This window comes from Arthrobacter sp. StoSoilB5, assembly GCF_019977235.1.
Classification (GTDB): Bacteria; Actinomycetota; Actinomycetes; order Actinomycetales; family Micrococcaceae; genus Arthrobacter.
Genome location: NZ_AP024646.1, coordinates 4,802,455 through 4,829,400, shown reverse-complemented (window position 1 = coordinate 4,829,400; position 26,946 = coordinate 4,802,455). Strand labels below are relative to the sequence as shown.

Annotated in this window: 18 protein-coding genes and 3 rRNA genes; 14 read left to right on the top strand and 7 right to left on the bottom strand. The window is 61.6% G+C overall.

What is annotated here, in order from left to right; translation table 11 throughout:
• Positions 1 to 130: 130 nt before the first annotated feature.
• From LDN75_RS21885 to LDN75_RS21850, 8 genes are all read left to right on the top strand, one after another.
• A 16S ribosomal RNA gene (locus tag LDN75_RS21885) occupies positions 131 to 1,651 on the top strand.
• A 537-nt stretch (positions 1,652 to 2,188) separates the two neighbouring features.
• Positions 2,189 to 5,334, top strand: a 23S ribosomal RNA gene (locus tag LDN75_RS21880).
• A gap of 153 nt (positions 5,335 to 5,487) precedes the next feature.
• A 5S ribosomal RNA gene (gene rrf / locus LDN75_RS21875) occupies positions 5,488 to 5,604 on the top strand.
• The 16S, 23S and 5S rRNA genes sit together here, the layout of an rRNA operon.
• 82 nt (positions 5,605 to 5,686) lie before the next feature.
• Complete coding sequence (locus LDN75_RS21870) at positions 5,687 to 6,250, top strand: GNAT family protein (protein ID WP_223934774.1); 564 nt, start codon at positions 5,687 to 5,689, stop codon at positions 6,248 to 6,250.
• Between the two features lie 295 nt (positions 6,251 to 6,545).
• Positions 6,546 to 6,833 (top strand): HU family DNA-binding protein, encoded by a 288-nt coding sequence (locus LDN75_RS21865; RefSeq protein WP_011776355.1) that lies wholly within the window; start codon positions 6,546 to 6,548, stop codon positions 6,831 to 6,833.
• Between the two features lie 222 nt (positions 6,834 to 7,055).
• Positions 7,056 to 9,236 (top strand): cytochrome c oxidase assembly protein, encoded by a 2,181-nt coding sequence (locus LDN75_RS21860; protein WP_223937664.1) that lies wholly within the window; start codon positions 7,056 to 7,058, stop codon positions 9,234 to 9,236.
• The gene (locus tag LDN75_RS21855) at positions 9,236 to 11,209 is read left to right on the top strand and encodes an NHL domain-containing thioredoxin family protein (protein ID WP_223934773.1); all 1,974 of its coding nucleotides are present in this window, start codon (positions 9,236 to 9,238) and stop codon (positions 11,207 to 11,209) included. Before LDN75_RS21860 ends, LDN75_RS21855 begins: the two co-directional genes overlap by 1 nt.
• 160 nt (positions 11,210 to 11,369) lie before the next feature.
• On the top strand, positions 11,370 to 12,194 hold the full coding sequence (locus LDN75_RS21850) for a DUF559 domain-containing protein (RefSeq protein WP_223934772.1): 825 nt from the start codon (positions 11,370 to 11,372) through the stop codon (positions 12,192 to 12,194).
• An 85-nt stretch (positions 12,195 to 12,279) separates the two neighbouring features.
• On the opposite strand, the gene LDN75_RS21845 is transcribed toward LDN75_RS21850, so the two are convergent.
• The 4 genes from LDN75_RS21845 to LDN75_RS21830 form a co-directional block, all read right to left on the bottom strand.
• Positions 12,280 to 13,308, bottom strand: coding sequence for a hypothetical protein (locus LDN75_RS21845; RefSeq protein ID WP_223934771.1), 1,029 nt, complete (start codon positions 13,306 to 13,308; stop codon positions 12,280 to 12,282).
• 160 nt (positions 13,309 to 13,468) lie between these two features.
• Positions 13,469 to 15,169, bottom strand: coding sequence for a helicase HerA-like domain-containing protein (locus LDN75_RS21840; RefSeq protein WP_223934770.1), 1,701 nt, complete (start codon positions 15,167 to 15,169; stop codon positions 13,469 to 13,471).
• A gap of 9 nt (positions 15,170 to 15,178) precedes the next feature.
• Entirely contained in the window at positions 15,179 to 15,697 is a 519-nt protein-coding gene (locus LDN75_RS21835) for a GNAT family N-acetyltransferase (RefSeq protein WP_223934769.1), read from the bottom strand.
• The gene (locus LDN75_RS21830) at positions 15,694 to 17,613 is read right to left on the bottom strand and encodes an FAD/NAD(P)-binding protein (protein WP_223934768.1); all 1,920 of its coding nucleotides are present in this window, start codon (positions 17,611 to 17,613) and stop codon (positions 15,694 to 15,696) included. The genes LDN75_RS21835 and LDN75_RS21830 overlap by 4 nt, the downstream gene beginning before the upstream one ends.
• A gap of 266 nt (positions 17,614 to 17,879) precedes the next feature.
• On the opposite strand from LDN75_RS21830, the gene LDN75_RS21825 reads away from it, so the two are divergent.
• The 6 genes from LDN75_RS21825 to LDN75_RS21800 all read left to right on the top strand — a co-directional run bounded on the left by LDN75_RS21825 (position 17,880) and on the right by LDN75_RS21800 (position 24,074).
• The gene (locus LDN75_RS21825) at positions 17,880 to 18,845 is read left to right on the top strand and encodes an amino acid ABC transporter permease (protein WP_223934767.1); all 966 of its coding nucleotides are present in this window, start codon (positions 17,880 to 17,882) and stop codon (positions 18,843 to 18,845) included.
• Positions 18,842 to 19,741, top strand: a complete 900-nt coding sequence (locus tag LDN75_RS21820) for an amino acid ABC transporter ATP-binding protein (protein ID WP_223934766.1) — start codon at positions 18,842 to 18,844, stop codon at positions 19,739 to 19,741. The genes LDN75_RS21825 and LDN75_RS21820 overlap by 4 nt, the downstream gene beginning before the upstream one ends.
• A 13-nt stretch (positions 19,742 to 19,754) precedes the next feature.
• Positions 19,755 to 20,750, top strand: coding sequence for an ABC transporter substrate-binding protein (locus tag LDN75_RS21815; protein WP_223934765.1), 996 nt, complete (start codon positions 19,755 to 19,757; stop codon positions 20,748 to 20,750).
• A 67-nt stretch (positions 20,751 to 20,817) separates the two neighbouring features.
• Positions 20,818 to 21,651, top strand: coding sequence for a DUF1684 domain-containing protein (locus tag LDN75_RS21810; protein ID WP_223934764.1), 834 nt, complete (start codon positions 20,818 to 20,820; stop codon positions 21,649 to 21,651).
• Positions 21,648 to 22,712 carry an LLM class flavin-dependent oxidoreductase gene (locus LDN75_RS21805; RefSeq protein WP_223934763.1) on the top strand — a complete coding sequence of 355 codons (1,065 nt, stop codon included), beginning with the start codon at positions 21,648 to 21,650 and terminating at the stop codon, positions 22,710 to 22,712. Before LDN75_RS21810 ends, LDN75_RS21805 begins: the two co-directional genes overlap by 4 nt.
• 9 nt (positions 22,713 to 22,721) lie before the next feature.
• Positions 22,722 to 24,074, top strand: coding sequence for an NtaA/DmoA family FMN-dependent monooxygenase (locus LDN75_RS21800; protein WP_223934762.1), 1,353 nt, complete (start codon positions 22,722 to 22,724; stop codon positions 24,072 to 24,074).
• A gap of 178 nt (positions 24,075 to 24,252) precedes the next feature.
• Here the strand turns inward: LDN75_RS21800 and LDN75_RS21795 are convergent, their stop codons facing one another.
• Genes LDN75_RS21795 through LDN75_RS21785 form a run of 3 tightly spaced genes read right to left on the bottom strand, consistent with a single transcriptional unit; the run spans position 24,253 to position 26,875 of the window.
• A complete protein-coding gene (locus LDN75_RS21795) occupies positions 24,253 to 25,452 on the bottom strand; it encodes a VCBS repeat-containing protein (RefSeq protein WP_223934761.1) in 1,200 nt (399 codons plus the stop codon).
• Positions 25,453 to 25,512: 60 nt separating this feature from the next.
• Entirely contained in the window at positions 25,513 to 25,956 is a 444-nt protein-coding gene (locus LDN75_RS21790) for a GNAT family N-acetyltransferase (RefSeq protein ID WP_223934760.1), read from the bottom strand.
• 31 nt (positions 25,957 to 25,987) lie between these two features.
• Entirely contained in the window at positions 25,988 to 26,875 is an 888-nt protein-coding gene (locus tag LDN75_RS21785) for a helix-turn-helix transcriptional regulator (protein WP_223934759.1), read from the bottom strand.
• Positions 26,876 to 26,946 lie beyond the last annotated feature (71 nt).

Below are 26,946 nucleotides of genomic sequence, written 5' to 3'. Positions count from 1 at the left end.
GAAATTATGGCCGGATTGCTGCGCACCCCCGTGTGTGGTGGTCTGGTTTTCAGCTGGTTTCGAATTTTGTGCAGCCATGGTCCGTCGTTATTTCCGGTGGGTGTGGTTGTGTCTGTTTGATTTTTTGTTTTCAACGGAGAGTTTGATCCTGGCTCAGGATGAACGCTGGCGGCGTGCTTAACACATGCAAGTCGAACGATGAACTGGTGCTTGCACTGGGGATTAGTGGCGAACGGGTGAGTAACACGTGAGTAACCTGCCCTTGACTCTGGGATAAGCCTGGGAAACTGGGTCTAATACCGGATATGACTCCTCATCGCATGGTGGGGGGTGGAAAGCTTTTGTGGTTTTGGATGGACTCGCGGCCTATCAGCTTGTTGGTGGGGTAATGGCCTACCAAGGCGACGACGGGTAGCCGGCCTGAGAGGGTGACCGGCCACACTGGGACTGAGACACGGCCCAGACTCCTACGGGAGGCAGCAGTGGGGAATATTGCACAATGGGCGAAAGCCTGATGCAGCGACGCCGCGTGAGGGATGACGGCCTTCGGGTTGTAAACCTCTTTCAGTAGGGAAGAAGCGAAAGTGACGGTACCTGCAGAAGAAGCGCCGGCTAACTACGTGCCAGCAGCCGCGGTAATACGTAGGGCGCAAGCGTTATCCGGAATTATTGGGCGTAAAGAGCTCGTAGGCGGTTTGTCGCGTCTGCTGTGAAAGACCGGGGCTCAACTCCGGTTCTGCAGTGGGTACGGGCAGACTAGAGTGCAGTAGGGGAGACTGGAATTCCTGGTGTAGCGGTGAAATGCGCAGATATCAGGAGGAACACCGATGGCGAAGGCAGGTCTCTGGGCTGTAACTGACGCTGAGGAGCGAAAGCATGGGGAGCGAACAGGATTAGATACCCTGGTAGTCCATGCCGTAAACGTTGGGCACTAGGTGTGGGGGACATTCCACGTTTTCCGCGCCGTAGCTAACGCATTAAGTGCCCCGCCTGGGGAGTACGGCCGCAAGGCTAAAACTCAAAGGAATTGACGGGGGCCCGCACAAGCGGCGGAGCATGCGGATTAATTCGATGCAACGCGAAGAACCTTACCAAGGCTTGACATGAACCGGAAAGACCTGGAAACAGGTGCCCCGCTTGCGGTCGGTTTACAGGTGGTGCATGGTTGTCGTCAGCTCGTGTCGTGAGATGTTGGGTTAAGTCCCGCAACGAGCGCAACCCTCGTTCTATGTTGCCAGCGGTTCGGCCGGGGACTCATAGGAGACTGCCGGGGTCAACTCGGAGGAAGGTGGGGACGACGTCAAATCATCATGCCCCTTATGTCTTGGGCTTCACGCATGCTACAATGGCCGGTACAAAGGGTTGCGATACTGTGAGGTGGAGCTAATCCCAAAAAGCCGGTCTCAGTTCGGATTGGGGTCTGCAACTCGACCCCATGAAGTCGGAGTCGCTAGTAATCGCAGATCAGCAACGCTGCGGTGAATACGTTCCCGGGCCTTGTACACACCGCCCGTCAAGTCACGAAAGTTGGTAACACCCGAAGCCGGTGGCCTAACCCTTGTGGGGGGAGCCGTCGAAGGTGGGACCGGCGATTGGGACTAAGTCGTAACAAGGTAGCCGTACCGGAAGGTGCGGCTGGATCACCTCCTTTCTAAGGAGCTGCTAACAACTGCTGGTGTCCGTGTATGCGGGTGCGTGGTGGTTGTCAGTGTTGCCCATTGCGCAGGCGTCTGTTCTGCGGTGGGTGCTCATGGGTGGAATATCAACGAATCAAAGTTTTTTGGCATGGCCTTTACCGGTTGTGTCCTGGTGCCAGTACGGCAACGCCTTTTCTGCTTTTGTGGTGGTGGGGTGTTGTCAGGAACGTGCCGGGGCGTGGATTGTGTGGGTTGTGTTTGGCGCACTGTTGGGTCCTGAGGCAACAGGACCTTTTTGCAGCAATGCAGGGGGGCACAGTTCTGGTGTTTCTTCTTGTTCCTGCTTCCGGTATTGCCGGTCACTGTTATCAGCCCCGTTGTGGGTTGTGGTGTCCGGGGGTCTGGTTGATGGGGTTGTTGTTTGAGAACTACATAGTGGACGCGAGCATCTAGAACACACACGTGTGTGTGTTCTTACAGCAATTTCTTATGAATGAACCTTGGGCCCAAGTGGCGCATGGTTCTCTCGAGTAAGTTTATTGATCTTGTGTGGTCAAGTTTTTAAGGGCACACGGTGGATGCCTTGGCATTAGGAGCCGAAGAAGGACGTAGGAATCTGCGATAAGCCTGGGGGAGTTGATAACCGAGCGTTGATCCCAGGATGTCCGAATGGGGAAACCCCGCACAACGCTGCAAGGTGATTGTGTGACCCGCATCTGAACACATAGGGTGCGTGGGGGGAACGCGGGGAAGTGAAACATCTCAGTACCCGCAGGAAGAGAAAACAAGAGTGATTCCGTTAGTAGTGGCGAGCGAACGCGGATCAGGCTAAACCGTTTCCATGTGTGATAGCCGGCGGGCGTTGCATGGGCGGGGTTGTGGGACTTTCCGTACTGGTTCTGCCGGACTGGTGGGGTGTGTAGTGCAGGCATAGGTGAACGGTCTTGAAAGGCCGGCCAGAGAGGGTGTGAGCCCCGTAACCGTAATGTTGTGTACCGCCTGGAGAGGATCCCAAGTAGCACGGGGCCCGAGAAATCCCGTGCGAATCTGTCAGGACCACCTGATAAGCCTAAATACTTCCTAATGACCGATAGCGGACCAGTACCGTGAGGGAAAGGTGAAAAGTACCCCGGGAGGGGAGTGAAACAGTACCTGAAACCGTGTGCTTACAATCCGTCGGAGCCAGTCTGATTCTGGTGACGGCGTGCCTTTTGAAGAATGAGCCTGCGAGTTAGTGTTACGTCGCGAGGTTAACCCGTGTGGGGTAGCCGTAGCGAAAGCGAGTCTGAACAGGGCGAGTGTAGTGGCGTGATCTAGACCCGAAGCGGAGTGATCTACCCATGGCCAGGTTGAAGCGACGGTAAGACGTCGTGGAGGACCGAACCCACTTCAGTTGAAAATGGAGGGGATGAGCTGTGGGTAGGGGTGAAAGGCCAATCAAACTCCGTGATAGCTGGTTCTCCCCGAAATGCATTTAGGTGCAGCGTTGCGTGTTTCTTGCCGGAGGTAGAGCTACTGGATGGCCGATGGGCCCTACAAGGTTACTGACGTCAGCCAAACTCCGAATGCCGGTAAGTGAGAGCGCAGCAGTGAGACTGTGGGGGATAAGCTTCATAGTCGAGAGGGAAACAGCCCAGACCACCAACTAAGGCCCCTAAGCGTGTGCTAAGTGGGAAAGGATGTGGAGTTGCGAAGACAACCAGGAGGTTGGCTTAGAAGCAGCCATCCTTGAAAGAGTGCGTAATAGCTCACTGGTCAAGTGATTCCGCGCCGACAATGTAGCGGGGCTCAAGTACACCGCCGAAGTTGTGGATTTCACACATTGCCCTAGCCTTCGTGGTTCAGGGGTGTGGAGTGGTAGGGGAGCGTCGTGTGGGCAGTGAAGTCGCGGTGGAAACCAGCGGTGGAGCCTACACGAGTGAGAATGCAGGCATGAGTAGCGAAAGACGGGTGAGAAACCCGTCCGCCGAATGATCAAGGGTTCCAGGGTCAAGCTAATCTGCCCTGGGTAAGTCGGGACCTAAGGCGAGGCCGACAGGCGTAGTCGATGGACAACGGGTTGATATTCCCGTACCGGCGAAAAACCGCCCATGCCAAGCGGGGGATACTAACCGCCCGGAGCCTGCCCTATCACCCTTGTGGTGTGTGGGTTTTGGCCGAGCGCGGGACCTGATCCCGGGAGGTAAGCGTATTAACAGGTGTGACGCAGGAAGGTAGCCGGGCCGGGCGATGGTTGCCCCGGTCCAAGGATGTAGGGTCAGGGATAGGCAAATCCGTTCCTGTGTGTTTCGAGCACGATCCTGAGATCTGATGGGACTCCCGTAAGGGGGGATCCGGTGATCCTATGCTGCCAAGAAAAGCATCGACGCGAGGTTTTAGCCGCCCGTACCCCAAACCGACACAGGTGATCAGGTAGAGAATACCAAGGCGATCGAGAGAATTATGGTTAAGGAACTCGGCAAAATGCCCCCGTAACTTCGGGAGAAGGGGGGCCTGCCCCGTGATACAGACTTGCTCTGTGGAGCGGGTGTGGGCCGCAGAGACCAGGGGGAAGCGACTGTTTACTAAAAACACAGGTCCGTGCGAAGTCGCAAGACGATGTATACGGACTGACTCCTGCCCGGTGCTGGAAGGTTAAGAGGACCGGTTAGCCACCTTGTGTGGCGAAGCTGAGAATTTAAGCCCCAGTAAACGGCGGTGGTAACTATAACCATCCTAAGGTAGCGAAATTCCTTGTCGGGTAAGTTCCGACCTGCACGAATGGAGTAACGACTTCCCCGCTGTCTCAACCATAAACTCGGCGAAATTGCAGTACGAGTAAAGATGCTCGTTACGCGCAGCAGGACGGAAAGACCCCGAGACCTTTACTATAGTTTGGTATTGGTGTTCGGAGTGGCTTGTGTAGGATAGGTGGGAGACGTTGAAACCCGGACGCCAGTTCGGGTGGAGTCATCGTTGAAATACCACTCTGGTCACTTTGGACATCTAACTTCGGCCCGTGATCCGGGTCAGGGACAGTGCCTGATGGGTAGTTTAACTGGGGCGGTTGCCTCCTAAAAAGTAACGGAGGCGCCCAAAGGTTCCCTCAGCCTGGTTGGCAATCAGGTGTCGAGTGTAAGTGCACAAGGGAGCTTGACTGTGAGAGAGACATCTCAAGCAGGGACGAAAGTCGGGACTAGTGATCCGGCGGTACATTGTGGAATGGCCGTCGCTCAACGGATAAAAGGTACCTCGGGGATAACAGGCTGATCTTGCCCAAGAGTCCATATCGACGGCATGGTTTGGCACCTCGATGTCGGCTCGTCGCATCCTGGGGCTGGAGTAGGTCCCAAGGGTTGGGCTGTTCGCCCATTAAAGCGGTACGCGAGCTGGGTTTAGAACGTCGTGAGACAGTTCGGTCCCTATCCGCTGCGCGCGCAGGAAATTTGAGAAGGGCTGTCCTTAGTACGAGAGGACCGGGACGGACGAACCTCTGGTGTGTCAGTTGTACTGCCAAGTGCACCGCTGATTAGCTACGTTCGGATGGGATAACCGCTGAAAGCATCTAAGCGGGAAGCTCGCTTCAAGATGAGATTTCCATACACAATTTGTGTGAGAGGCCCCCAGCCAGACCACTGGGTTGATAGGCCGGATGTGGAAGCGAGGACCAAAGACTCGTGAAGCTGACCGGTACTAATAGGCCAACAACTTACACCACACACAAACACTGCACGCGTCCACTATGTGGTTCCCGAACAACAACACCGTTGCTCACAGGAACAAACACAACTAAATAACAACACCACAATGTTGTAACCACAAAACTTCCCACCCCCAACCGGCAAAAAAGGCGGGGGACGGGTAACAAGGTTACGGCGGTCATAGCGTGGGGGAAACGCCCGGTCCCATTCCGAACCCGGAAGCTAAGACCCACAGCGCCGATGGTACTGCACCCGGGAGGGTGTGGGAGAGTAGGACACCGCCGGACACACATTAACAGGCAAGCCCCGACCACGACGGTCGGGGCTTGCCCCATTTAACCCACCAAACAAAACGGCTAGAGTCGCAGGATGACTCTGACTCGAGACTTGGATGTCCCGTCCGGGAATGCCGTGAACGGGAATGTCCACCTTCGGATTTTGTCCTTGTCTGATGCGGGGCCCTTAGCAGCCGCGTATAGCCGGAACGCAGAGCACCTCGCGCCGTGGGAGCCAAGGCGCAGCGCCGCGTTCTATACAAGAGCCGGGCAAGAGGCCATCGTTCGGAGCAAACTGGATCAGTATGCGGCAGGCACTGAGCTGCCGTGGATAGTTCTGCATGATCGGGATGTCATAGGCATGATTACTTTGACGGGCATAGTCCGCGGTCCGTTCCTGAACGCCAACCTTGGCTATTGGGTGGACCACGCATTCACCGGCAAGGGCATTGCCACTTCCTCGGTGGAGGCAGTTCTCTCCATGGCGGGAGGGGAACTTGGTCTCCACCGTATCCAGGCCGCAGCCTTGCTGGACAACGTAGCCTCGCAGGCGGTTCTCAAGCGGTCTGGCTTCAAGCGGATCGGCATGGCACCCTCGTATCTCCACATCGCAGGCGAGTGGCAGGACCACGTCTTGTATCAGCGAATTCTCTTCTGATCCACACTTGTCGGATGCTCCGAAGCTGCGATGACTAGCGGCGCGCAGCTAGCCGTGGTGGCTGTTGGCGTCGTGAATTTCTACCTGTGACTGGTGGGCTGTTCGGCGCCGTAGGGTACGCCATTGGCGGTCCCGACCCCCAAAAACCTTGAAAAACCGGTGATTTTGGTCAAAAAAGCGCGGAAACACGCGGAATTTGCTGGCCATGCCGGTGCAAGCTGGTAAGTTTTCGAGCAGTGGCTTGCTCGCGTTCCGCTTGAAAGCTCAAAAAACGTATTAGTCCAGGAGGACGTAAATGGCTAAGAACCGTAGTGAACTCGTTGCAGAGGTAGCAGGCAAGGCTGGCACCAGCCAGGCAGCCGTCAACTCCGTGCTCGATGCACTGTTCGAAGTTTTCGAGACTTCTGTTGCCGCTGGCGAGAAGATCACCATCCCGGGCTGGCTCGCAGTTGAGCGCACTGACCGCGCAGCACGCACCGGCCGCAACCCGCAGACGGGCGAAACCATCCAGATCGCCGCCGGCCACAGCGTTAAGCTGACCGCAGGCTCCAAGCTGAAGGCTGCTGTCGCCAAGAAGAAGTAGTTCTCTTCGGCGAACGCCTGAAAGGGGGCGGCAACCAACTGGTTGCCGCCCCCTTTTGCTGTTTGGGGTGCCCATGCCCACTTCTCCTCCCCAAATGCTTCCCGATTCGCAGCCCGGCCACAGGTAACGGACAATGGATAGGTGCCATCAGCAAGAAGCTCCGCAACTGCCCCATCGCCTGTTCCCAAGCCGGGAGCGCGGGGAGGCAATGCCGTCGCGGGTATTTCCCTCCCGTGGCAGCTTGCGGGTCTGGCGGTGCTCTTCCTGACATTGGCCGCGGCCCTCATCTTCTCCGGGGCGTCAGCTGCCCGCCAGGTCTCGGACCCAGGGGTGTTGGTCCGGTGGGGCTTGCCCTTCGCGAAAGCTGTCCACAACGTTTCCGTGGCCACGGTTATTGGTGGCTTGGTCTTCGCAGTCGGAATCCTGCCCAAGAACCTCAAGGTATCGCGATCCCGTGAGAAGGATCTTGAGGAGCCGGAGCATCCAGCTTTCGCACGCGCCCTTGCCGTTGCCGCCGCGGCAGGCGCCGTATGGACGCTGTCCGCAGTAGCGGTCCTGGTACTGACCTACGCGGATGTAGCGGGTCAGGGACTTTCCGGCGACGCTGAATTCACCCGCTCACTGGTGTACTTCATGACGGACATTGAGACGGGTAAGGCCTGGCTGTCCATCACCATAGTTGCCGCGGTGGTCACCACAGCGCTGTTCGGCGTCCGTTCGTTGACCGGGCTCGCGTTCACGCTCCTGCTGGCCCTGATCGGCCTTGTTCCCACTGCGCTGATCGGTCACTCCTCCAGCTCCAGCGACCATGAAGGTGCCATCAACTCCTTGGGCCTGCACTTGGTGGGCGTCTCCACGTGGGTGGGCGGCATCATTATGCTCGCGGTCCTTTCGGGCTTACTCACTGGTTCCCGAACTTCTGGAACGGGCGATATCATCGAGCCGACCCTTCGACGATTCTCGGCCCTGGCAGGCTTCGCATTCGTCTTGGTATTCGCCTCCGGCGTGATCAACGCCGCCATCAGGGTGACCAACCCCGCTGATCTTTTCGGCTCCCCCTACGGCCAACTCATCGTTGCCAAAGCGCTTGCCACGCTGGTGCTGGGCGGCATCGGCTTTATGCACCGCCAGTGGGTCATTCCGCAGCTCGGCAAGAGCGGATCGATGTCTGCCCGCCGGGTGCTGTGGCAGCTGGTTTTGGTTGAGCTGCTGGTGATGGGCGCGACGTCGGGCCTCGCCGTTGCGCTGGGACGCTCGGCCCCGCCGCAGCCCACTACCTACGCGCCGGACGCCTCGCCGGCCTTTATCCTGTCCGGCTATGAGCTTCCTCCTGAACTTACGCCGGAGCGATGGCTTACCGAATGGCGTCCTGACTGGCTGTGGGTCGGAGTAGCGCTATTCGGCGCTGCCTCCTACATCCTGGGGATCATCAAGGTCCGCAAGCGCGGTGACACCTGGTCCTGGTTCAAAACAGTGAACTGGATTATCGGGCTTGTGATTCTCACATACATCACGTCGGGTCCACCAGCCGTCTATGGCAGGGTGCTGTTCTCTGCCCATATGGTGGATCACATGGCCTTGACCATGGTGGCACCGATCTTCCTAGTGCTTGGTTCACCGGTGACCCTTGCGCTGCGGGCACTCCCTTCCCGGGGTGAAGGTGCTCACGGTTCGCGCGGCCTTCGGGAGTGGTTGCTGCTGTTCGTGCATTCCAAGTTCTCCCAGGTGGTCACGCACCCGCTCTTCGCCGCTGCGAACTTCGCCGGATCCATCGTGCTGTTCTACTACTCGGACCTTTTCGGCCTTGCGATGCGGGAACACGTCGGCCACGAACTCATGAACCTGCACTTCCTGCTGACGGGTTACATTTTTGTACTGAGCATGATCGGCAGCGATCCTCTCCCGCGCCGGGCCCCGTACCCAATGCGCCTGCTGTTGCTGCTTGCAACCATGGGGTTCCACGCGTTCTTTGGAGTGGCCATCATGGGCGGTACCGGACTGCTGGCCGCCGACTACTTCGGAAACCTGGGCCGGACCTGGGGTGCATCGGCCATAGCAGACCAGCAAATGGGCGGTGCCGTGGCCTGGGGCATTGGCGAAGTGCCCACCTTGCTGGTGGCAATCGGCGTGGCCGTCATGTGGTCGCGCTCGGACGAACGGGAGACCCGCCGGGTGGATCGGGCGGCCGACAGGAATAACGACGCCGACCTCAGTGCTTATAACGATATGTTTGCCCGGCTCGCCGACCGCGATGCCAAGATGGCCGGCAGGACAGCCCAAGCCACCCGGACGGCTCCGGCCGAACACTCCGCAAAGGACAGCGCGCCGGAGCCGGACCGCGAAGTCCAACCGGACAGCACCACCGGGCAGACCGAACGAAACACCAAGCTGGAAGGACGCTGATGAGCGAAACCGTACGTACCCAACACCGGGTCCGGGCCTCCGAACTGGAGGGCCGCGGCTGGCTCAACACGGGCGGCAAATCCCTGGATCTCGAGTCCTTGCGCGGAAAGATCGTGCTGCTCGATTTCTGGACCTTCTGCTGCATCAACTGCCTGCACGTGCTGGACGAGCTGCGCCCACTGGAGGAAAAGTACTCGGACGTCCTGGTGACGGTCGGCGTGCATTCGCCCAAGTTCGAGCATGAGGCGGATCCCGTCGCTCTGGCCTCTGCCGTTGAACGCTACGAGATCCATCACCCGGTTCTGGACGACCCTGAGCTGGCCACGTGGAAGGCCTACACGGCCCGCGCATGGCCCACCTTGGTGGTTGTGGATCCCGAGGGCTACATCGTTGCCCACCTTTCCGGTGAGGGTCACGCAGATGGCCTCGCCGTGCTGCTCGAGGAACTTGTTGCCGAGCATGAAGCCAAGGGAACCCTTCACCGCGGCAACGGTCCCTACGTTGCTCCGGTGCCGACGTCGGGCACTTTGCGCTTCCCCGGAAAAGCGACGCAGCTCGCCAACGGCAATTACCTCGTGGTGGACTCCGGCCACCACCGCCTGGTGGAACTCCGCCCCGATTTGAAGACCGTGGAGCGCGTCATCGGCTCCGGTACGAAGGGGTACTTGGACGGGCAAGCGGAGATCGCGCAGTTCAACGAACCGCAGGGCGTGACTCTGCTGCCGTCGGAGCTCGCTTGGAAGCTGGGCTACGACGCCGTAGTCGCCGACACCGTCAACCACCGCCTGCGTGGAGTCACGCTGAGCTCGGGTTACGTGCAGACGCTCGCCGGAAATGGCGTGCAGCGACTGCTCGACGCCGGTCCGGCCCGCGTGACGGATGCCGGCGCCGGTACATGGTCTGAACACCACGACGGCGGTCCTGCCGACTTTGCGGCCGACGCCATCGATGTTGGGGTGCTTGGCCTTGGTACCGGGGTTTCCTTGTCCTCGCCATGGGACGTGGTCTGGAGCGAAAAGCTGCAGCGCGTTGTCATCGCCATGGCAGGAACCCACCAGATCTTCGCCTTCGACCCCCTGGCCAACGAGGTCTCCATCCTCGCCGGCTCCGGGCTTGAGGGCCTGCTTGATGGCAAGGCCGAGGAAGCCTGGTTTGCCCAGTCGTCCGGCCTGGCCATCGACGGCGAAGGCAACATCTGGGTGGCTGACTCGGAAACGTCGTCCTTGCGTCGCCTGATTGTCAGCGATACCGGTGTGACCGTGGAAACCGCCGTGGGCAAGGGCCTGTTCGATTTCGGGTTCCGTGACGGCGATGCGAGCGATGCCCGCTTGCAGCACCCCTTGGGCGTCACCGTACTGCCAGATAATTCAGTGGCCATCGCGGACACCTACAACGGTGCCGTTCGCCGGTACGACCCCGCTACTAAGTCTGTGTCCACCTTGGCGAGGGGCCTCGCTGAGCCCAGTGACGTCGTCGTGGTCCAGGTGGAAGGCAGCGATCCGCTGCTGATCGTGGTGGAGTCGAACAAGCACCAGCTTGTCCTGGTGCCGATCCCCAAGGAAGCCCAGCAGGTGGATGAGGGCGCGTCGCAGACGCATCGGCCCAAGAGTCCGGTCACGCCGGGGAACCTGGAGCTCGCAGTGCGTTTCAAGGCTCCTACCGGCCAGAAGCTGGATGACCGTTGGGGTGACCCCACGCAGCTGAAGATCTCCTCCACTCCGCCGGAACTGCTGCTCTCCGGAGGCGGAACGTCTGTGGGACTGTTACGCACTCTTGAGTTGTCTGCCGATGTTCCCGAGGGCATCCTTCACATCACTGCCCGCGCGGCGGCATGTGATGGACCCGAGACCACAGACGGTGAAATTCCGGACCACGCAGCCTGCCACCTGTACCAGCAGGACTGGGGCATTCCAGTGATCCTCCAGGCCGACGGTGAATCCGAGCTGGTGCTCGATCTGCGCGGCATGGACTAGGCCTGGCGAACTGGCCCGGGTTTGACCCTTGAGAGGGAGGACCCGGGCCTTCTTCATGCCCCCAGCCTCTCCGGAACTGGGCCAGTCTGCTGCGCCGACTTCTCCACATACGCCGGTTTGGGACTGCCGGCATTCCCAGCCTTGGCGGGAGGCTGTGTGGATGGAGGCAGAACTGGTACTGCGACAGCTGGGCGGCGTCGCCTTGAACAGGCAGGTGCAGGCACGCGGCGTCAGTGAGTCCGCGATTCGGGCGGCGCTGCGGGCAGGCTGTATCGAGCGCATAGAGCGGGGAGTGCTGGGTCGTCCTGGTGCGGATCCGGAGTTTGTTGCGGCAATCAAAGCGAGATCGCTACTGACGTGCGCGTCTGCTGCAGGCCGTTATGGCCTATGGCTGCTTCACCAACCAACCGAGCCCCACTATTGGCAAAGCAACGGTCGGCGAGCGATCGGATGCGTCAGCCACCGCCTGCCTCTGTCCCAGCCTCGGCACGAACCGTTCGTTGCACTGCCGGATGTCCTATTGCACGCGCTGCTTTGCCTGCCCGCGTTGGAATCACTTGTGATGGTCGAAAGTGCCTTCATCCGCGGCGACATCACAGCGGAATACCTGCGGCGACACCTGGTGGGCAACCGGTGTGGGCGGGCCCGTGAAGTCCTTGCCAAAGTTGATCGTGGGGCGGGTTCCTTGATCGAAACCTTGGCGCGTGTCCTGTTCAGGGATGTGGGGATCCGGACAGAGACCCAGGTCTGGATCGACGGCATAGGAACTGTGGACTTCCTCCTTGAGGGCTTCCTGATCATCGAAATCGACGGGCTGGCGTTCCATCTGAATCCGCGTCAGTTCAAGAAGGATCGTCGGAGGGACAACGAGGCGATCCGGCAGGGCTTGTTGGTGCTGAGGTTCTTCTACGACGATGTGGTCCACACGCCGGATGCGATGCTGTGGCACGTTCGTGAGGTCCTTCGCCGGGGCCGCTTGGTGTAACCAGCCCAGTTTTGGGCCGCTCCGTGCGGGCCCAAGCTTAGACTGCGCGCCTCAGGTGATGAAAGGTGGGCCAGCGCGACGCGGCCTAGAAAGTCAGCATCGGGGTGACTGTCACGGTGTTGTTGTCCGTGTCCAGCTGGGTGGTGAAGCTGAAATCGTGCTCCACGTTGAGGTCGTTGACCAGGCCCGTGAACAAGTTGACCTCGCGGGCGGACACCCTTGCCTTGCCGTTGAGCGGGGCTACGACCCACTTGCCACCGAAGGGTTCGATGGTGATCTTGGGGTACTCGGTAATTTCCCACTTGATGGTTCCGTCCACGACGCGCGCGTTGCTGGCGTGGTAGAACGGGCAATCAGGTTGGAGGCGCTGTTGCTCTGTGGCTTGGGCGGCACAGGTGTCCAGGAACTCCCGCACTTTAGCTGCGACGGCTTCGTTCATGGCTTTGGTTGACCGGGTCTGCAGGTTCAGGGGTGCCTGGCCGCCGTCGCGGCTTGAAACGAGGGCAGAGGCTGCGGGAGCCTCGAAGTAGGTGCCATTGAGGCTGGCTTCGTATTTGCCGGGGTAGAACACGGCAAAGGTGTTGCGGCCGTTGGGCATGTTCACGGGGACGCCGTTTAGCGCTGCCTCGCTGGAGTTGACCACCGTGACTTCAATGGTGGGCAACGTGATGGGAACAAACGCCCATTTGCCGAAGAACAACCACTGGGTTCCGGTGCGCTCCATCAGGAATTCGGTGTGGAGCCGGTTACCGTCCAAGGTGTAGTCCACGGGCACGGCAACACGGTCGGTGCCCCTGGACTCAGCATTTCCGAGTTTGATGTCCGAAAGCTTTGAGGCCGCCGTTTGCAGGGCCGTGCCGTCGAGCATGGCGGCATTTGCGCTGGGCACTTTTGCCCGCAACAGACCCAGGGCTTGCTCACCTTCGCCCTTCTGCAAGGCGTCTAAATACTCCCGGACAGGCTGTTGCGGACTGGCCACTGAGGAGCTCACCAGGTTGATGCAGACGATGGCTCCGGCGGCAGCAAGCATCAGACCGAGCAGCCATCCGGCTGCGGTCCTGACTATCGCTTGACTCAACTGCACGCCCTTTACGTTACCTGCCGCGGCAGACATCGCCGTGCAGGAATGCCTCGGAGCGACTTATATCCACCGTTTGGAGAAGGCCCGACGGCGGGTGGCAGCACGCGCTGCGGCCACCCGGCGTCGTGCTTCCGGCAGCTAAAGCGCCGTGCTTTCGGCGGCCAAGCGTCATGCTTCCGGCAGCAAATAAGGACTAGCGGCGGCGCCGCGTGGAGGTACCGAAAACGCCGCGCATGAGGTCGCGGCCAAGCTGGGTGCCGATCGACCTGGCCATGCTCTTGAGGCCACCGCCCAACGCCCCGCCAAGGACGCCGGCGAGGTCGCCCAGCATGCCGCTGTCCTGCTGGGGCGCTGGTGCCGGCGCCTGTGAAGGCGGGGCAGGCGCAGGGGCAGGGCGGGAGCTCGGGCGGCCGAGGATCTCCTCCTCGATGCGGCGAGCTTCGGCGTCGATGTCGTAGGGCGAGCCCCCGGAAGCGCCGGGACCGGACGAGCTGCCCGGAACCGGCGGCAACCCCGGTGCGGCGTCGCCCGTGGAGGGTACGGCGTTGCTGGTGAGCTTCTCGTAGGCGGAGATGTTGTCCAGGGCCGTACCGTACTTGACCAAGAGAGAGGACGAGGCAACCGTGCTGCGGATGAGGTCGTCGGCGCTGGGACCCATCACGGATTCGGGCGCACGAAGCCGGGTGAGGGCAACGGGTGTGGGCGCGCCTTTTTCGTTCATCACGGTGATGACGGCCTCACCAATGCCGGCGGAGGTGAGCGTCTCTTCGAGGTCGTAGTCGCTGACGGGAAACGTGGAGACAGTGGCCTTGAGTGCCTTGGCATCCTCCGGTGTGAACGCGCGAAGGGCATGTTGCACCCGGTTGGCGAGCTGGCCCAGGACATCGGCGGGGACGTCTTTGGGTGTCTGGGTGACGAAAAAGATGCCGACGCCCTTGGAACGGATGAGCCGGACCGTGGTGGTGATGGCCTCGAGGAAGGCCTTGGAGGCGCCGCTGAAGAGCAGGTGTGCCTCGTCCAGGAAGAACACCAGCTTGGGCTTGTCGAGGTCGCCGGCTTCGGGGAGGTCCTCGAACAGGTCGGCCAGGAGCCACATGAGGAACGTGGAGAACAGCAGGGGCTTGGTCTGCAAAGTGGGCAGCTCAAGGCAGCTGACCACGCCCCGGCCATCGGGCGCCGTGCGGAGGAGCTCTGCGGTATCGAACTCCGGTTCGCCGAAGAACCTTTCCATGCCCTGCGCCTCGAGCGTCACCAGCTCCCGCAGGATGACTCCGGCAGTGGCTTTGGAGAGTCCGCCAAGATCTTCCAGCTGTTCCTTGCCCTCGTCCGAAGTAAGGAACTGGATGACGGCACGGAGGTCTTTGAGGTCGATCAGTTCCAAGTTGTTCTTGTCCGCAAAGTGGAAGATCAGTTGAAGGCTGGACTCTTGAGTGTCGTTGAGGTCCATGATGCGCGAGAGCAGGATGGGCCCGAACGAGGTGATGGTGGCGCGGATCGGGATTCCGTTGCCGTCCCCGCCCAGGCTCAGGAATTCAACGGGGAAGTTCTTTCCCTGCCACTGCTGGCCCAGGGCCTCAGTGCGTGCGGTCAACTTTTCACTGCCGGTTGCCGCCGTTGCCAGTCCGGAAAGATCACCCTTGATGTCCGCGAGGAAAACCGGAACACCCGCCGTCGAGAGCTGTTCGGCGATCATGTGCAACGTGACCGTCTTGCCGGTACCGGTGGCGCCCGCCACGAGGCCGTGGCGGTTCATCATGGCGAGCGGGAGCCGGACCTGGGCCTCTTTGTGGATTTCACCATCCACGATCGCCGCACCCAGCTCGATGGTGGCACCTTGCAGGGCGTACCCCTGCTGGATGGTGGCAAGTTTTTCAGCAGTGGTTTTGTTGGCCATGCGCATAGCTTAGCCGGGCAGTGCAAGATCCTTGCTGAACGCCAAATGCTTGATTTCCTCCGGGTCTGCGGCGAGGTCAAAGAGTGCTTTGTAGCCTGTGGCCAGATACAGGTTCTTGGCCTCGGGCTGGCGCGGGCCGGTGGTGAGGTAGAGCTTCCTGTAGCCCCGGCGTCGTGCCTCGTTTTCCAACTCTGTGAGCACGCGCCGTGCCAGCCCGCGACGACGATGCGCAGAGTGGGTCCAGATTCTCTTCAGCTCCGCGGTGTGCTCGTCGTAACGCCGGAACGCACCGCCGGCAACGGACTCGCCGTTCTCCTGGATGATGATCAGGGCACCATGCGGCGCTGCGAATTCCTCGGCCGGGTACCGGCTCAACTCCTCTGCGGCGCCCCCGGTGCCGAACAGGGTCCCGTAGCGGGTGTCATATTCGACGGCGAGTTCGTCCAGGAGCGGACGCACGCGGGGATCGCGCATGGGCAGGCTAAGGACGGAATGGCCCGACGTCGGCAGGGTTGGCGTTCTGGTCATGTCAGGCCTTTCGTAGTTGGGCGGGCAGCAGCAACGGTGGTCAGGATCCTGCGGGCCAACGCGTCGTTTTCCCGGAAAGGCGCCGCATTGGTGTTGGGGCGGGCAAATGCTCCCGCGCCCCAGCCGGACGTCCACGGTCCCACCGCAAACAATGTGTCCTCTGCTGTACCAACAGGTGACAGGACCTGGTGATTCCCGGAGACCAGGAGTTTGCCCGTGGAGTGCGCACCCTCGGAGGTAAGCAGCCTCTGTTCGGTGCCCCGTCCGGCGTCGTGCAGGTCTGCCAGGGCGGGATTCGCCGAACGTTCCACGGACGCTGACGGCAATCGTGCCTCGATGTATGCGGAAGCATCCACCACCACAGGCGACTGGAATGAGCCCGCCACAAACCGGCCCGTTGATTCGTCGGTGCGTACCCACATGCCCGGCCCCAGGAACTTCAGGAACCCGGCCTGGTGCAGTGCGAGCATTTCACGCAGACGGTGTGACGGCGGCCCGGAATCCACGAAGCTAAAGAAGCCGTGCCACCAGCCGTGGATCGCCTGTTGGGAGCGTGCATTGAGCCGATCCTGCGGGACCAACCGGCCAAGGTCCATGTAGACGAACAACAACGCGGTGAAGAGTGCGAGTGTTTCGGAATGGTCAGCGCTGGTTCGGAGGTCTAGATCGTGTTGGATGTACGCGGCCACCGAGCGCTGCACAGCCTCGTGATCGGCGAAGGCGCAACCGCTGAGGGGGTGGTCCAGGGCTTCGAGGTCCAGGTGCAGCGCGGGATCAGGGACCGAGAACTCAACCAGCTCTTCCCGTGCGCTGCTGTACCAGTCCACAGCGTCGAACCTCGCCTCGAAGCTGGCCCACGTCCCCAAGACCCGCGACGGGTAGCCCGTGAAGATCTCGCGGTAGTAGGCATAGCCGGCATCCTTGGCAATCAATGGCCACAGTTGGGATCGGAAATCCAGTTCCTGGTGATTGGCCAACAACGCATCAACAGCCGCGGCCGTGAAGTACCGCGGCCGTGCGATCGGCTCACCGCGCAGCACTGAGGAAATCTTGGAGTGGTACGGCACGCCGCGTCGTGAACCTACCCAGAGACTCGGTTCGGCGCCGGAGGGCACGTAATTGAGTTCGCCGTCGGGCCTTTCCACGAATCGGCCGCCGCGGCCCTCGAACAACAGCACCAACAGATCGACGAACGCGAGCCCCATGCCGGACACGATCACGTCCTGGCCGGCTTCAATCCCCGAGTAGTCCACGTCCGTTGTGTACGACGGCGGCGCATGGAACCCACCGTGGCGGGCAGCAAATTCGCTGAAGCGGGCGGACTCGTCGTCCGGCAGCGAATCGGTATGGCCCAGGGCGTAAACCACGACGTCGGCCGTCACCTCTGCCCCGGAAGCCAATCGCACATGGTGCGCCCCGGCGTCGGACGAGCGCTCGACGGCGGTAGCCGTGTCCCGGTGGACCGTCACGGTGACCTCGGACCCCAGGGCGGTGACTGACCGACGGAAGAACCATTCGAGGTACTTGCTTTGCAGTTGCCGGGTGGGAAAGGACGCAGGAGTCAGGTCGCGAAGTTGCGCGAGAAGGTGCGGTTCCAACGCGGGCACGTCGCGGATGCTGCCGTCCAGCACACCTGCCGCCCACGTGGCGAGGCCTGGGCCATCGACGGGAGGACCATCGCACGCCACGGACGCATCGGTAAACATGGTGACGTCCGCGGCGGTGGAGTTCAGCAGCAGGCCCGGGCTCTGGTCATAGCGCCAGATCCTTCCGGAGCCCGGCTCATACGGCTCCACGATGTGAATGTGCAGCGGCCCATCGAATAATCCGGGCCGGCTCGCTGCCAGCCTTTCCAGGACGCCGGCCGTGCGCGGGCCGCCGCCGATGAAGGCGATGGCTGGAACTGGTGACGGCATGGAATCTCCTGAAAATACAGCGGGTGGTGCAGCCCAATCTAGGGAGGCGATGCCGCCCCGGTCGAGGAGCTGGTAACGGCCGTTCACTGCGCGTCATCCAGCGTTAACGGGCGCAAAATTCAGACTCATATGGCGTTGCGTGAAGTCCCGTGAACCTGCACTAAGTCCAGTGAAGAAGTGCAAATTTCCGCCTTGCTGGGCGTCCCTTGCGCCCCTAGATTGGCAGCCATCCGATAGTCAACAACCGATCTGAAACGAGGTGGCGCATGAGTGCAATCGCACCGCCTGCCACGGCGGAAACCGCACCGCCCACCGCGGACTACTCCGACTACCAACTGGTCCCTGCCCGTCATCCATGGCGCTGGGTGGGCACTGTCCTGGTGGCCGCTGGCGTCGCCGCCATCATTTGGTCCTTGGTCACCAACCCCCGCTGGGAGTGGGGCGTGGTGGCCGAGTGGTTCACTGCCCAGTCCGTGGTGAATGGCCTGGTGGAGACCTTGAAGCTCACGGCGATCTCAGGGGTATTGGGTTTCGTCCTGGGTTTCATCCTTGCCCTCATGCGCCTGTCCGCTTCGCCGCTGCTGGTTTCGGTGTCCTGGACGTTCTCGTGGATCTTCCGCTCCACGCCGCTGCTGGTCCAACTCCTGCTTTGGTACAACCTCGGCTACCTCTACGAGAAGATCAGCCTGGGCATCCCTTTCACGGACGTCCGCTTCTTCGAGGCCCAGACCACCACGCTTATCAGCCAGTTTGCAGCCGCGGTCCTGGGCCTTACCCTGAACCAGGCGGCCTACTCGGCGGAAATCATTCGAGGCGGCATCCTCTCGGTGGACCAAGGCCAGCTCGAGGCAGCTTCCGCACTGGGCATTCCCGCCTGGAAGCGCTCCACACGGATCGTGCTGCCGCAGGCCATGCGCGCCATCCTGCCCAACGCCTTCAACGAGATCATCGGCCTGGTCAAGGGCACGTCGATCGTCTACGTCCTGGCGTACTCGGAGCTCTTCTACACGGTCCAGGTCATTTACAACCGGACCCAGCAGGTGTTGCCGCTGCTGCTGGTCGCAACACTCTGGTACGTCGTCATTACGTCCGTGCTGAGTGTCTTCCAGTACTACATCGAACGCCACTTCTCGAAAGGCGCGGTACGCAACCTCCCGCTCACCCCGCTGCAGAAGGCCCGGAAGTTCTTCGCCACCCACGTAGCTGTTTCACCCACAAAGGACGTCCGATGAGCATCATCGCCGCACGCAAAGAATCCACGACGACGGGAAAGGTCGCAGACGAAACCAAGGCTGAAGCTCCCGCTGACGCTCCTGCCAGCACGACGACGGCGCAGCCCGCCGCTGCCACCCGTGGACAGGTGGATATCACCAACGTCCGAAAGTCCTTCGGCCCTACCGAAGTCCTCAAGGGTGTTTCCTTGTCCGTCCCGCCAGGCGGTGTCGCGGTGATCGTAGGACCGTCCGGCTCCGGAAAGTCCACACTGCTGCGCACCATCAACCACCTGGAGAAGGTGGATGGCGGCTTCATCACCATCGACAACGAGCTGGTGGGCTACCACGTCCGTGGGAACAAGCTCCATGAACTGCGTGAGAAGGACATCCTCAAGCAGCGCACCAACATCGGCATGGTTTTCCAGAGCTTCAATCTTTTCCCGCACCTCACCGCCCTGGAAAACGTCATCGAAGCGCCAATCGTCGCCCAGAAGCGATCCAAGGTTGAAGCCAGGAAGCGTGGCCTGGAACTCTTGGACCGGGTCGGCCTGAAGGACCGGGCCGATGCCTTCCCGCGGCAGCTCTCCGGTGGCCAGCAACAGCGGGTCGCGATTGCGCGGGCACTGGCACTGGACCCCAAGATCCTGCTCTTCGATGAGCCCACCTCGGCATTGGACCCCGAACTGGTCAATGAGGTTTTGGACGTCATCCGCGAACTCGCCAAGTCAGGCACCACGTTGATCATCGTGACCCACGAAATGGGTTTTGCCCGGGACGTCGCGGACACCGTGGTGTTCATGGACCAGGGCCAGATTGTTGAGTCCGGCACGCCCCAGGAAATCTTTGGCAACCCCCGTGAAGAACGCACCCGAAGTTTCTTCTCCAAGGTCATCGAACCAGCTTTCAACATCTAGGAAGAAGTCCTCCATGTTTCGCATCACCCAAAGCAAACTCCTGGCACTCGCTGTACTGCCCGCCGTCGTACTTCCTGCGCTCGCCGGGTGCTCCGATCCTGGTGCGTCGGCAGCCAAGCCGGAATCCGAAGCCGCGAAGAACGGCATCGTCTACAACACCTCGGTGGACCAGAACCGGATCCGCGCTGACAAAGATACAGCCGCTGCAGCCAACGTTCCCGCGCCAATCGCCAAGGACGGCATGCTGACGGTGGCCACCACCGCGGGTTCCATACCCCTGTCCTTCCACGCCACGGACGACAAGACGCCGATCGGAGTGGAGGTGGACATCGCCCAGCTCGTGGCGGACAAACTGGGCCTGGACCTGGACCTGCAGGTGACGTCGTGGGAGAACTGGCCGCTCAAGACACAGTCCGGCGATTTCGAGGCCGTGTTCTCCAACGTGGGCATCAACGCCGCCCGCGTGAAGTTGTTCGATTTCTCCACCTACCGCGCCGCGTACATGGGCTTTGAGGCGAAGAAGAGCTCCAACTATGACATCAAGGGCCCGGACGATATTTCCGGCTTGAAGATTTCCGTGGGCTCCGGCACCAACCAGGAGAAGATCCTCCTCGCTTGGAACAAGGAGCTGGAAGCCAAGGGCAAGGCGCCTGCCACGTTGCAGTACTACTCCTCCGACGCCGACACCATCCTGGCCCTGTCCTCCGGCCGGACTGACCTGAACCTGGCTCCGTACCCGTCTGTGACCTACCGCGAGAACACCCGCGACGACCTCAAGGTGGTGGGCAAGGTCAACGCAGGCTGGCCTTCCGAGACCCTGGTGGCTGCCACCACGCTCAAGGGCAACGGGCTGGCTCCGGCAATCACGGACGCCCTGAACTCCACCATCAAGGACGGCTCCTACGCCAAGGTCTTGGAACGCTGGGGCCTTTCCGAAGAAGCCTTGCCGGAATCCAAGACCGTCACTGAAACCACCTTCGGTACTTCCCCGGCAGCGACCGGCAAGTGAAATTCCAAGTCCTCGACATCAGCCAACATCACTGCAGACCACGCCTTTAAGAGGAGCGACTCCGAACATGTCTACGCACACTGAAACAGCACTCGAGGCCTTTGAAGAAGACTGGCAGGAATGGCACGCCGCCCACGAACGCCACCGTGCCGACCCCCACGGCTTTCTCGCCGTAACCCACCTGCACTGGCTCACCAACGAGGCAACCCCGCTGGAAGGCGTCCCGGGCATCTGGAGTGCGGAAGCCGACGTCGTACGGGTTGTTCTGGAGCCCGGCGAAAGCCTGCAGCAGGACGGGGTTGAACTGAACCCGGATGCGGGTAAATCGCTGGAGTTCGGTCCGATCGAGGAACGCGGCGGCATCAACCTGGTCTCCGGTGACACCGTGATCGAGGTAGCCAAGCGGGGCGGTGAGTACATCGTGCGGCCGCGGAACCCGGAAAACCAGCTGCTGCAGGACTACCAGGGCACACCTGCCTACACGCCCAACGCTGCGTTCGCCGTGGCCGGTACGTTCGTGCCGTTCGAGGCCCCGCGCCCCACAACCGTCGGTGCCGCCGTCGAGGGTATCCAGCACGTTTACGAGGCACCGGGTGAGATCCGGTTCAAACTCGCCGGACAGGAATTGGCTCTGACGGCATTCAACGGCCACGCGCCGGGCTCGCTGTCCGTGCTGTTCACGGACCAGACCTCGGGCAAGACCACGTATGCGGCCAACCGCTCGCTGTCCGTGGTTCCTGCAGCCGATGGCAGCGTGCAGCTCGATTTCAACCGCGCCGTCAACCTGCCGTGCGCCTACACAGATCTTGCCACGTGCCCGCTTCCACCCGCGGAGAACCGGCTGCCCGTGGCTATCGAAGCAGGCGAAAAGATTCCCTACGAACGACAGGACCAGAAATGAGCTCTACTGAAGAAAAAGCAGGCGGGTTTCTGGCTATCGAACTCGATGGCGCCGGTTATGAGAGCCTCGCCCGCGCTGTCCTCGCCGCCGAGTCAGCTGGCTTCCACGTGGCCACCTTCGCGGATGCACCGGCCCCAGGGAGGGTCAATGCTCTCCAGCGTGCAGCCTACGCCGGTCCCCTCACCAGGAACATCGCCCTGGTTCCGGAAGTGGACACCGTCTACACGGAGCCCTTCCACATTTCCACGCAGCTCGCGAGCCTGGATTACGTGTCCGGCGGCCGTGCCGGCTGGATCGCCACCGCAGCGAACTCGCCCGAGGCCGCTGCCGCCGTCGGGCGTTCCATCGTCGAAGGTGACGCGCTGGCTCAGGAAGCTGCTGCGTCCATCGAGGTTGGCCGCCGTTTGTGGGATTCCTGGGAGGACGACGCCGTCATCCGCGACGTCGCCACTGGCCGCTACATCGACGTCGACAAGCTTCACTACGTGGACTTCGAAACCCCCGCCGATTTCGCCGGCCCTGCATATTCTGTGAAGGGGCCGTCCATCATCCCCAGGCCGCTGCAGGGTCAGTTGCCGGTGCTCGCCGCTGCCTCCCTGGTGGGCGACGGTCTGGTTTCGGTGGATGCCGTGGACGCTGTGCTGGTGTCTGCTCCGACGCCCGAACTGCTGGCAGCCGAGGTCCGCGACGTGCGGGCCCGCCTCGGGGCCGTTGCGATTGTTGCAGAGCTCGACGTCGTCCTCGACTCGCGGGGGCAGGCTGCGGCTTCGCGCTTGGACACCTCGCAGGACGACGGCCGGGCGCGGTTTGTCGGCTCGGCGGCCGGTCTGATTGGGCTGCTCGACTCGCTGCTCAAGGAGGCCGACGGCGTCCGTCTCCACCCGGCTGTCCTGGACGTGGAACTGGAAGAACTGTCCCGGCTGGTGTTGCCCGAACTCCGCCGGCGCGGGTCTTTGCGTGCACCGATGCAGGATGGAACGTTCCGTGAGCTGCTGGGCGTGGGGCCAGCGGAGAACCGCTATTCGACGTCTGCCGCGGCCACTGCTGCCGCCGGAAAGTAAGGGATCACCATGACACAGCACAACCGTGCTATTTTCCAGCCGAGTGGGCAGATCCAGTTCGGGATCTTCTTCCAAGGCGTCAACTCCGGCACCATCTGGAAGGCCTCGGAATCGGGTTCGCAAACCGACTTCGAATCCTTCCGCCACATCGTCCAGACTGCCGAGCGCGGAAAGTTCGCCGCTTTCTTCCTCGGCGAAGGCCTGCGCCTCCGTGAACACCTCGGACGCCCACACGCTCTGGACGTGGTGGGCCGCCCTGACGCTCAGACCATGCTCGCCGCCCTTGCCGCGGTGACCACGAACATCGGGCTGGTTGCCACCCAAAACACCACGTACAACGATCCCGCGGACCTCGCGCATCGCTTGTCGTCGCTGGACCTGATTTCCGGTGGCCGCGCAGCGTGGAACGTGGTCACAACAGACAACGCGTGGACCGGAGCCAATTTCCGTCGTGGGGGATACCTCGACCACGCCGACCGCTACAAGCATGCCGAAGCGTTCGTCGAAACGGCCAAGCGGATTTGGGACTCGTGGGAGACATCATCCGGACCGGCTCGCCGGGTGCTTCACGAAGGCCAGCACTACACCGTGGACGTCAGCCCGCGCCTGCCGCGAAGCGCCCAGTACCGGCCCGTGCTGTTCCAAGCCGGCGACTCCCCGGAAGGCCGCGACTTTGCAGCCCGCCAGGCAGATGTGATTTTCTCGGCCCACCCCAAGTTCGACGACGCCGTGGAATTCCGACGCGACATCGTGGCGCGCTCGGTCGCTGCGGGCCGTGGGGCCAATGCCGTGCAGATCATGCCAGCGAGCGAGTTCATCCTTGCGGCCACCGATCAGGAAGCGCAGGAGAAAAAGGCCTGGGTTCGCAGCCTCCAGATTGGTCCGCAGCAAGCGATCGCATACCTGGAGCAGTTCTGGGGCCGCGAACTCACTGAGTACGATCCCGATGGTCCGCTCCCGGAGATTGACCCGGTGGTCGAGGAGACCTCGGAGACGCGCGGCAGCGGCTTCCATGGCGCGAAGGCACGCCAGCTTGCAGACCAGTGGCGGGCCGAGGCCAAGGACAAGGGCTTCTCAATCCGCCAGTTCGTCACCTCCCGCACCGCGCGGGTAGATGCCACGTTTACCGGTTCCTACACCGCCGTGGCCGATCACCTCGCCGAGTTCGCCCGCGTTGGCGCCGTGGACGGGTTCAACATCTCGCCGTGGCTCATCCCCACAGGCTTGGACGACATCGTGAACCACCTGGTGCCCGAACTTCAGGAACGCGGCGTCTACCCCACGGAATACCGCGGTACCACGCTTCGCGAAAACCTGGGGCTTGAGACCCCGGTGCGTTCTCCTGAGCGGGTGGGGGCCTGATGGGGGCTGCATTTTCTGCTGGATCATTCCTTCGGCGGGCTCGAAAACTCGCGGTTCTAAGCGGATCCCACCGTGTGGATCGTGGAATGATCCAGCAAAATCCTGCCGCAGAAGTTGAGGGGTGGCGTGCAACCATCAGCCTCCAACTGGCGGTGTGGGGACAGGCACTCTAGCCAGGCTAGAGGAGTTCCCTGAACACATTCCAGCCGTTGCCGATGGGTCCATACGGGCCCCAGAGGACTCCGGTGGATGCCCCTGCGGAATATGTGACCAAGTCGCCGTTCGCGTTGATGGCCGCAAGATCGTTGTACCGTGAATGGCTGAAGCTGCCCAGGCCTGCGATCTCAGTGAACGTGTTCCAGCCCCCACTGATCATGCCGGAGGATTCCCAGCCTCCTTCGCCATCAGTCCTGTAGATGTAGAGGTAGCCGCTTCTGTCCCGGGCGTAAACCTCTACGGGGCCGTCGCCGTTCATGTCCCCGGCCGTGATGATCTTGTCCATGACTTGCCAGCCTTGTCCAACCTTGGACCGGGCGAGCCAACCGCCTTCTCCGTCGCCTGGGTATAGGTAGAGGTTGCCGGCAGTGTCCCGGGCCAGGACATCGTTGGTGCCGTCGCCATTGAAGTCGCCGGGGCCGGCAAGTGCGTCGAAAATTTCCCACCCCTGACCTACTTGGAGGCGTTCAAGCCAACCACCCTCGCCGTCGCCCGGGTAAAGGAAGAGGCGGCCGGCAGCGTCCGTGGCAAGAAGATCATTGAACCCGTCGCCATCAAAATCACCCGGCGAGAAAACCTCGCCCATGGCATCCCATCCCTGGCCGACCTGCCTCGGTTCGTCCCATTCCCCAAAGTATCGGGGGCACGCGCCCTCGCAACTGCCCGGGACGTAGGTGTAGGTACGCGGATACAGGAGGAGCTTGCCGTCCTGGGTGCGTGCAAGGGGCTCGAAATTGCCGCGTCCCGTCCAGCCCATTGCCCTTGAGGATGCCTTGACGGGTGCCATGTCCGCGCTGACCCGGGTTTCGTCCGGGCAGTTGGCCTCTTCCGGTGTGGAAGGGTGGACCCTCAGGGAAATCCGGTGGTTCACGTCCACTGGCAGGACCCTTAGCGTTTCGCCCTGGCGTTCCGGCGGTAGCGACACCCCGTCCCGGAGCCACTCCACGGTGTAGCCGTTCGGCGTGGTGCCATCAGGGTTCTTGCAACCGGAATAGTCGTAATCGAACTGCTTGCGGAGTTCCGCCCCGACGTAGGGAACTCCATCGATAATCGCCGTTGGCCCCACCGATGGACTGACTGGGGCCGCTCCCAGCAGGCCCGCTCCGATGACGATTGTTGCTGCTGCGTAGATTGCCTTGCGCGTGCGAGTGATGATCCTCACTGTGTTCCCCCCGGAAGCTGGCGTCGATGTGATGACGTTACCGTAATTGGGGTGAGCTGGTCAGGGGTTGCCGGCCGCCAGCATGAAGACGTCGATCGGGTCCTCGGATTCCAGTACGAAACCATGCCGCTCATACAAGTGCCGTGCCGGACTTCCCTGCAGCACGTTCAAACGGAAGGGCCTCTCATCCACGGAGGCCGCCATGACGTGCCGGAGTACTGCACTGCCCAGCCCTTTGCCCTGATGGGCCGGAGCCACATAGAAGTGCTCAATCCACCGGGCCTCTGGCTCCTGGCGGACTGCGATTACCCCGGCATCCACGCCCGCAGTGTGGATCACGTACGTGTGTTCCGGCTGGAAGGCTTTCAGGAAGCGCTCCCGGACACGCACTGGATCCCAGCGACCCAGACGTTCGAGGTCCGGACGCATCACCACGGCACGAAGCTCGGCGATAAAGATGGCATCGGAACTGTAAGAGGGGCGCAAGGTGAACTCGGGAGGCACGTCTCCCAGCCTAGATGGTCCTGCGTAGGCCCTACTCCTGCACAGTGGCGTCTTCGCTGGCCTCTTCGCTAATCCGCTGGGTGACCACCCAACTGGCGAGCACCTTCAATGCGTCTTCCGAAGGTGTGCCGGGGTCTGCGGTGTACACGTTGATCCGCAGCCCGGGGTCCGCGGACAGCTCGAGGGATTCGAAGCTCAGGTCGAGGTCGCCGACGATCGGGTGGTGGAGCCGTTTACGGCCCGTGCGGTGGTACTTCACATCGTGCCGGGCCCACCTGATCCGGAATTCCTCACTACGTGTGGAGAGCTCCCCAATCAGATCAGTGAGGTCCTTGTCGTAAGGATTCTTCCCTGCGGTAGACCTCAGCACAGCAACAATATCGTCCGCGCTGCGCTCCCAGTCTGCGAAGAATTGGCGTGCCTTGGGATTGAGGAAGGTGAATCGTGCACTGTTGGGAGGGGTTGTTTCTTCGGCCATCAGGTCCATGTAAAGGGCTGCGCCAAGTTCGTTGGCAGCGAGGACATCGCCGCGGTCGTTCCGGACCCAGGCCGGCGCCGTCGTGATGGCATCAATGACCCGCTGCACGCTTGGCCGGACCGTCCTTGGGCTGTGCTTCCGCCTCACCCGTGGCGCGACGGCGGCTGCGCGTGCCAGGTCGAAGAGGTGGGCTGTCTCGGCGTCGTCGAGCTGCAGGGCGCGGGCGAGCGCCTCAAGGACACTGTCCGAGGCGCCGGAAAGGTTTCCGCGCTCAAGCCGTATGTAGTAGTCGATGCTCATGCCGGCCAGCATCGCTACTTCCTCGCGACGCAGTCCTGCAACGCGGCGGTTGCCGCCATAGGCCGGCAACCCCGCGGCGTCGGGCTTGATCCTTGCCCGCCGGGAGGTCAGGAACTTCCGTACGTCCTCGCTATGGCTCATGAGAGCAACGCTACGCCGTCGGCAATGGAGCGAGGGAGGGTCTGACATTACTTGGCACGCCCAAGGGGGTA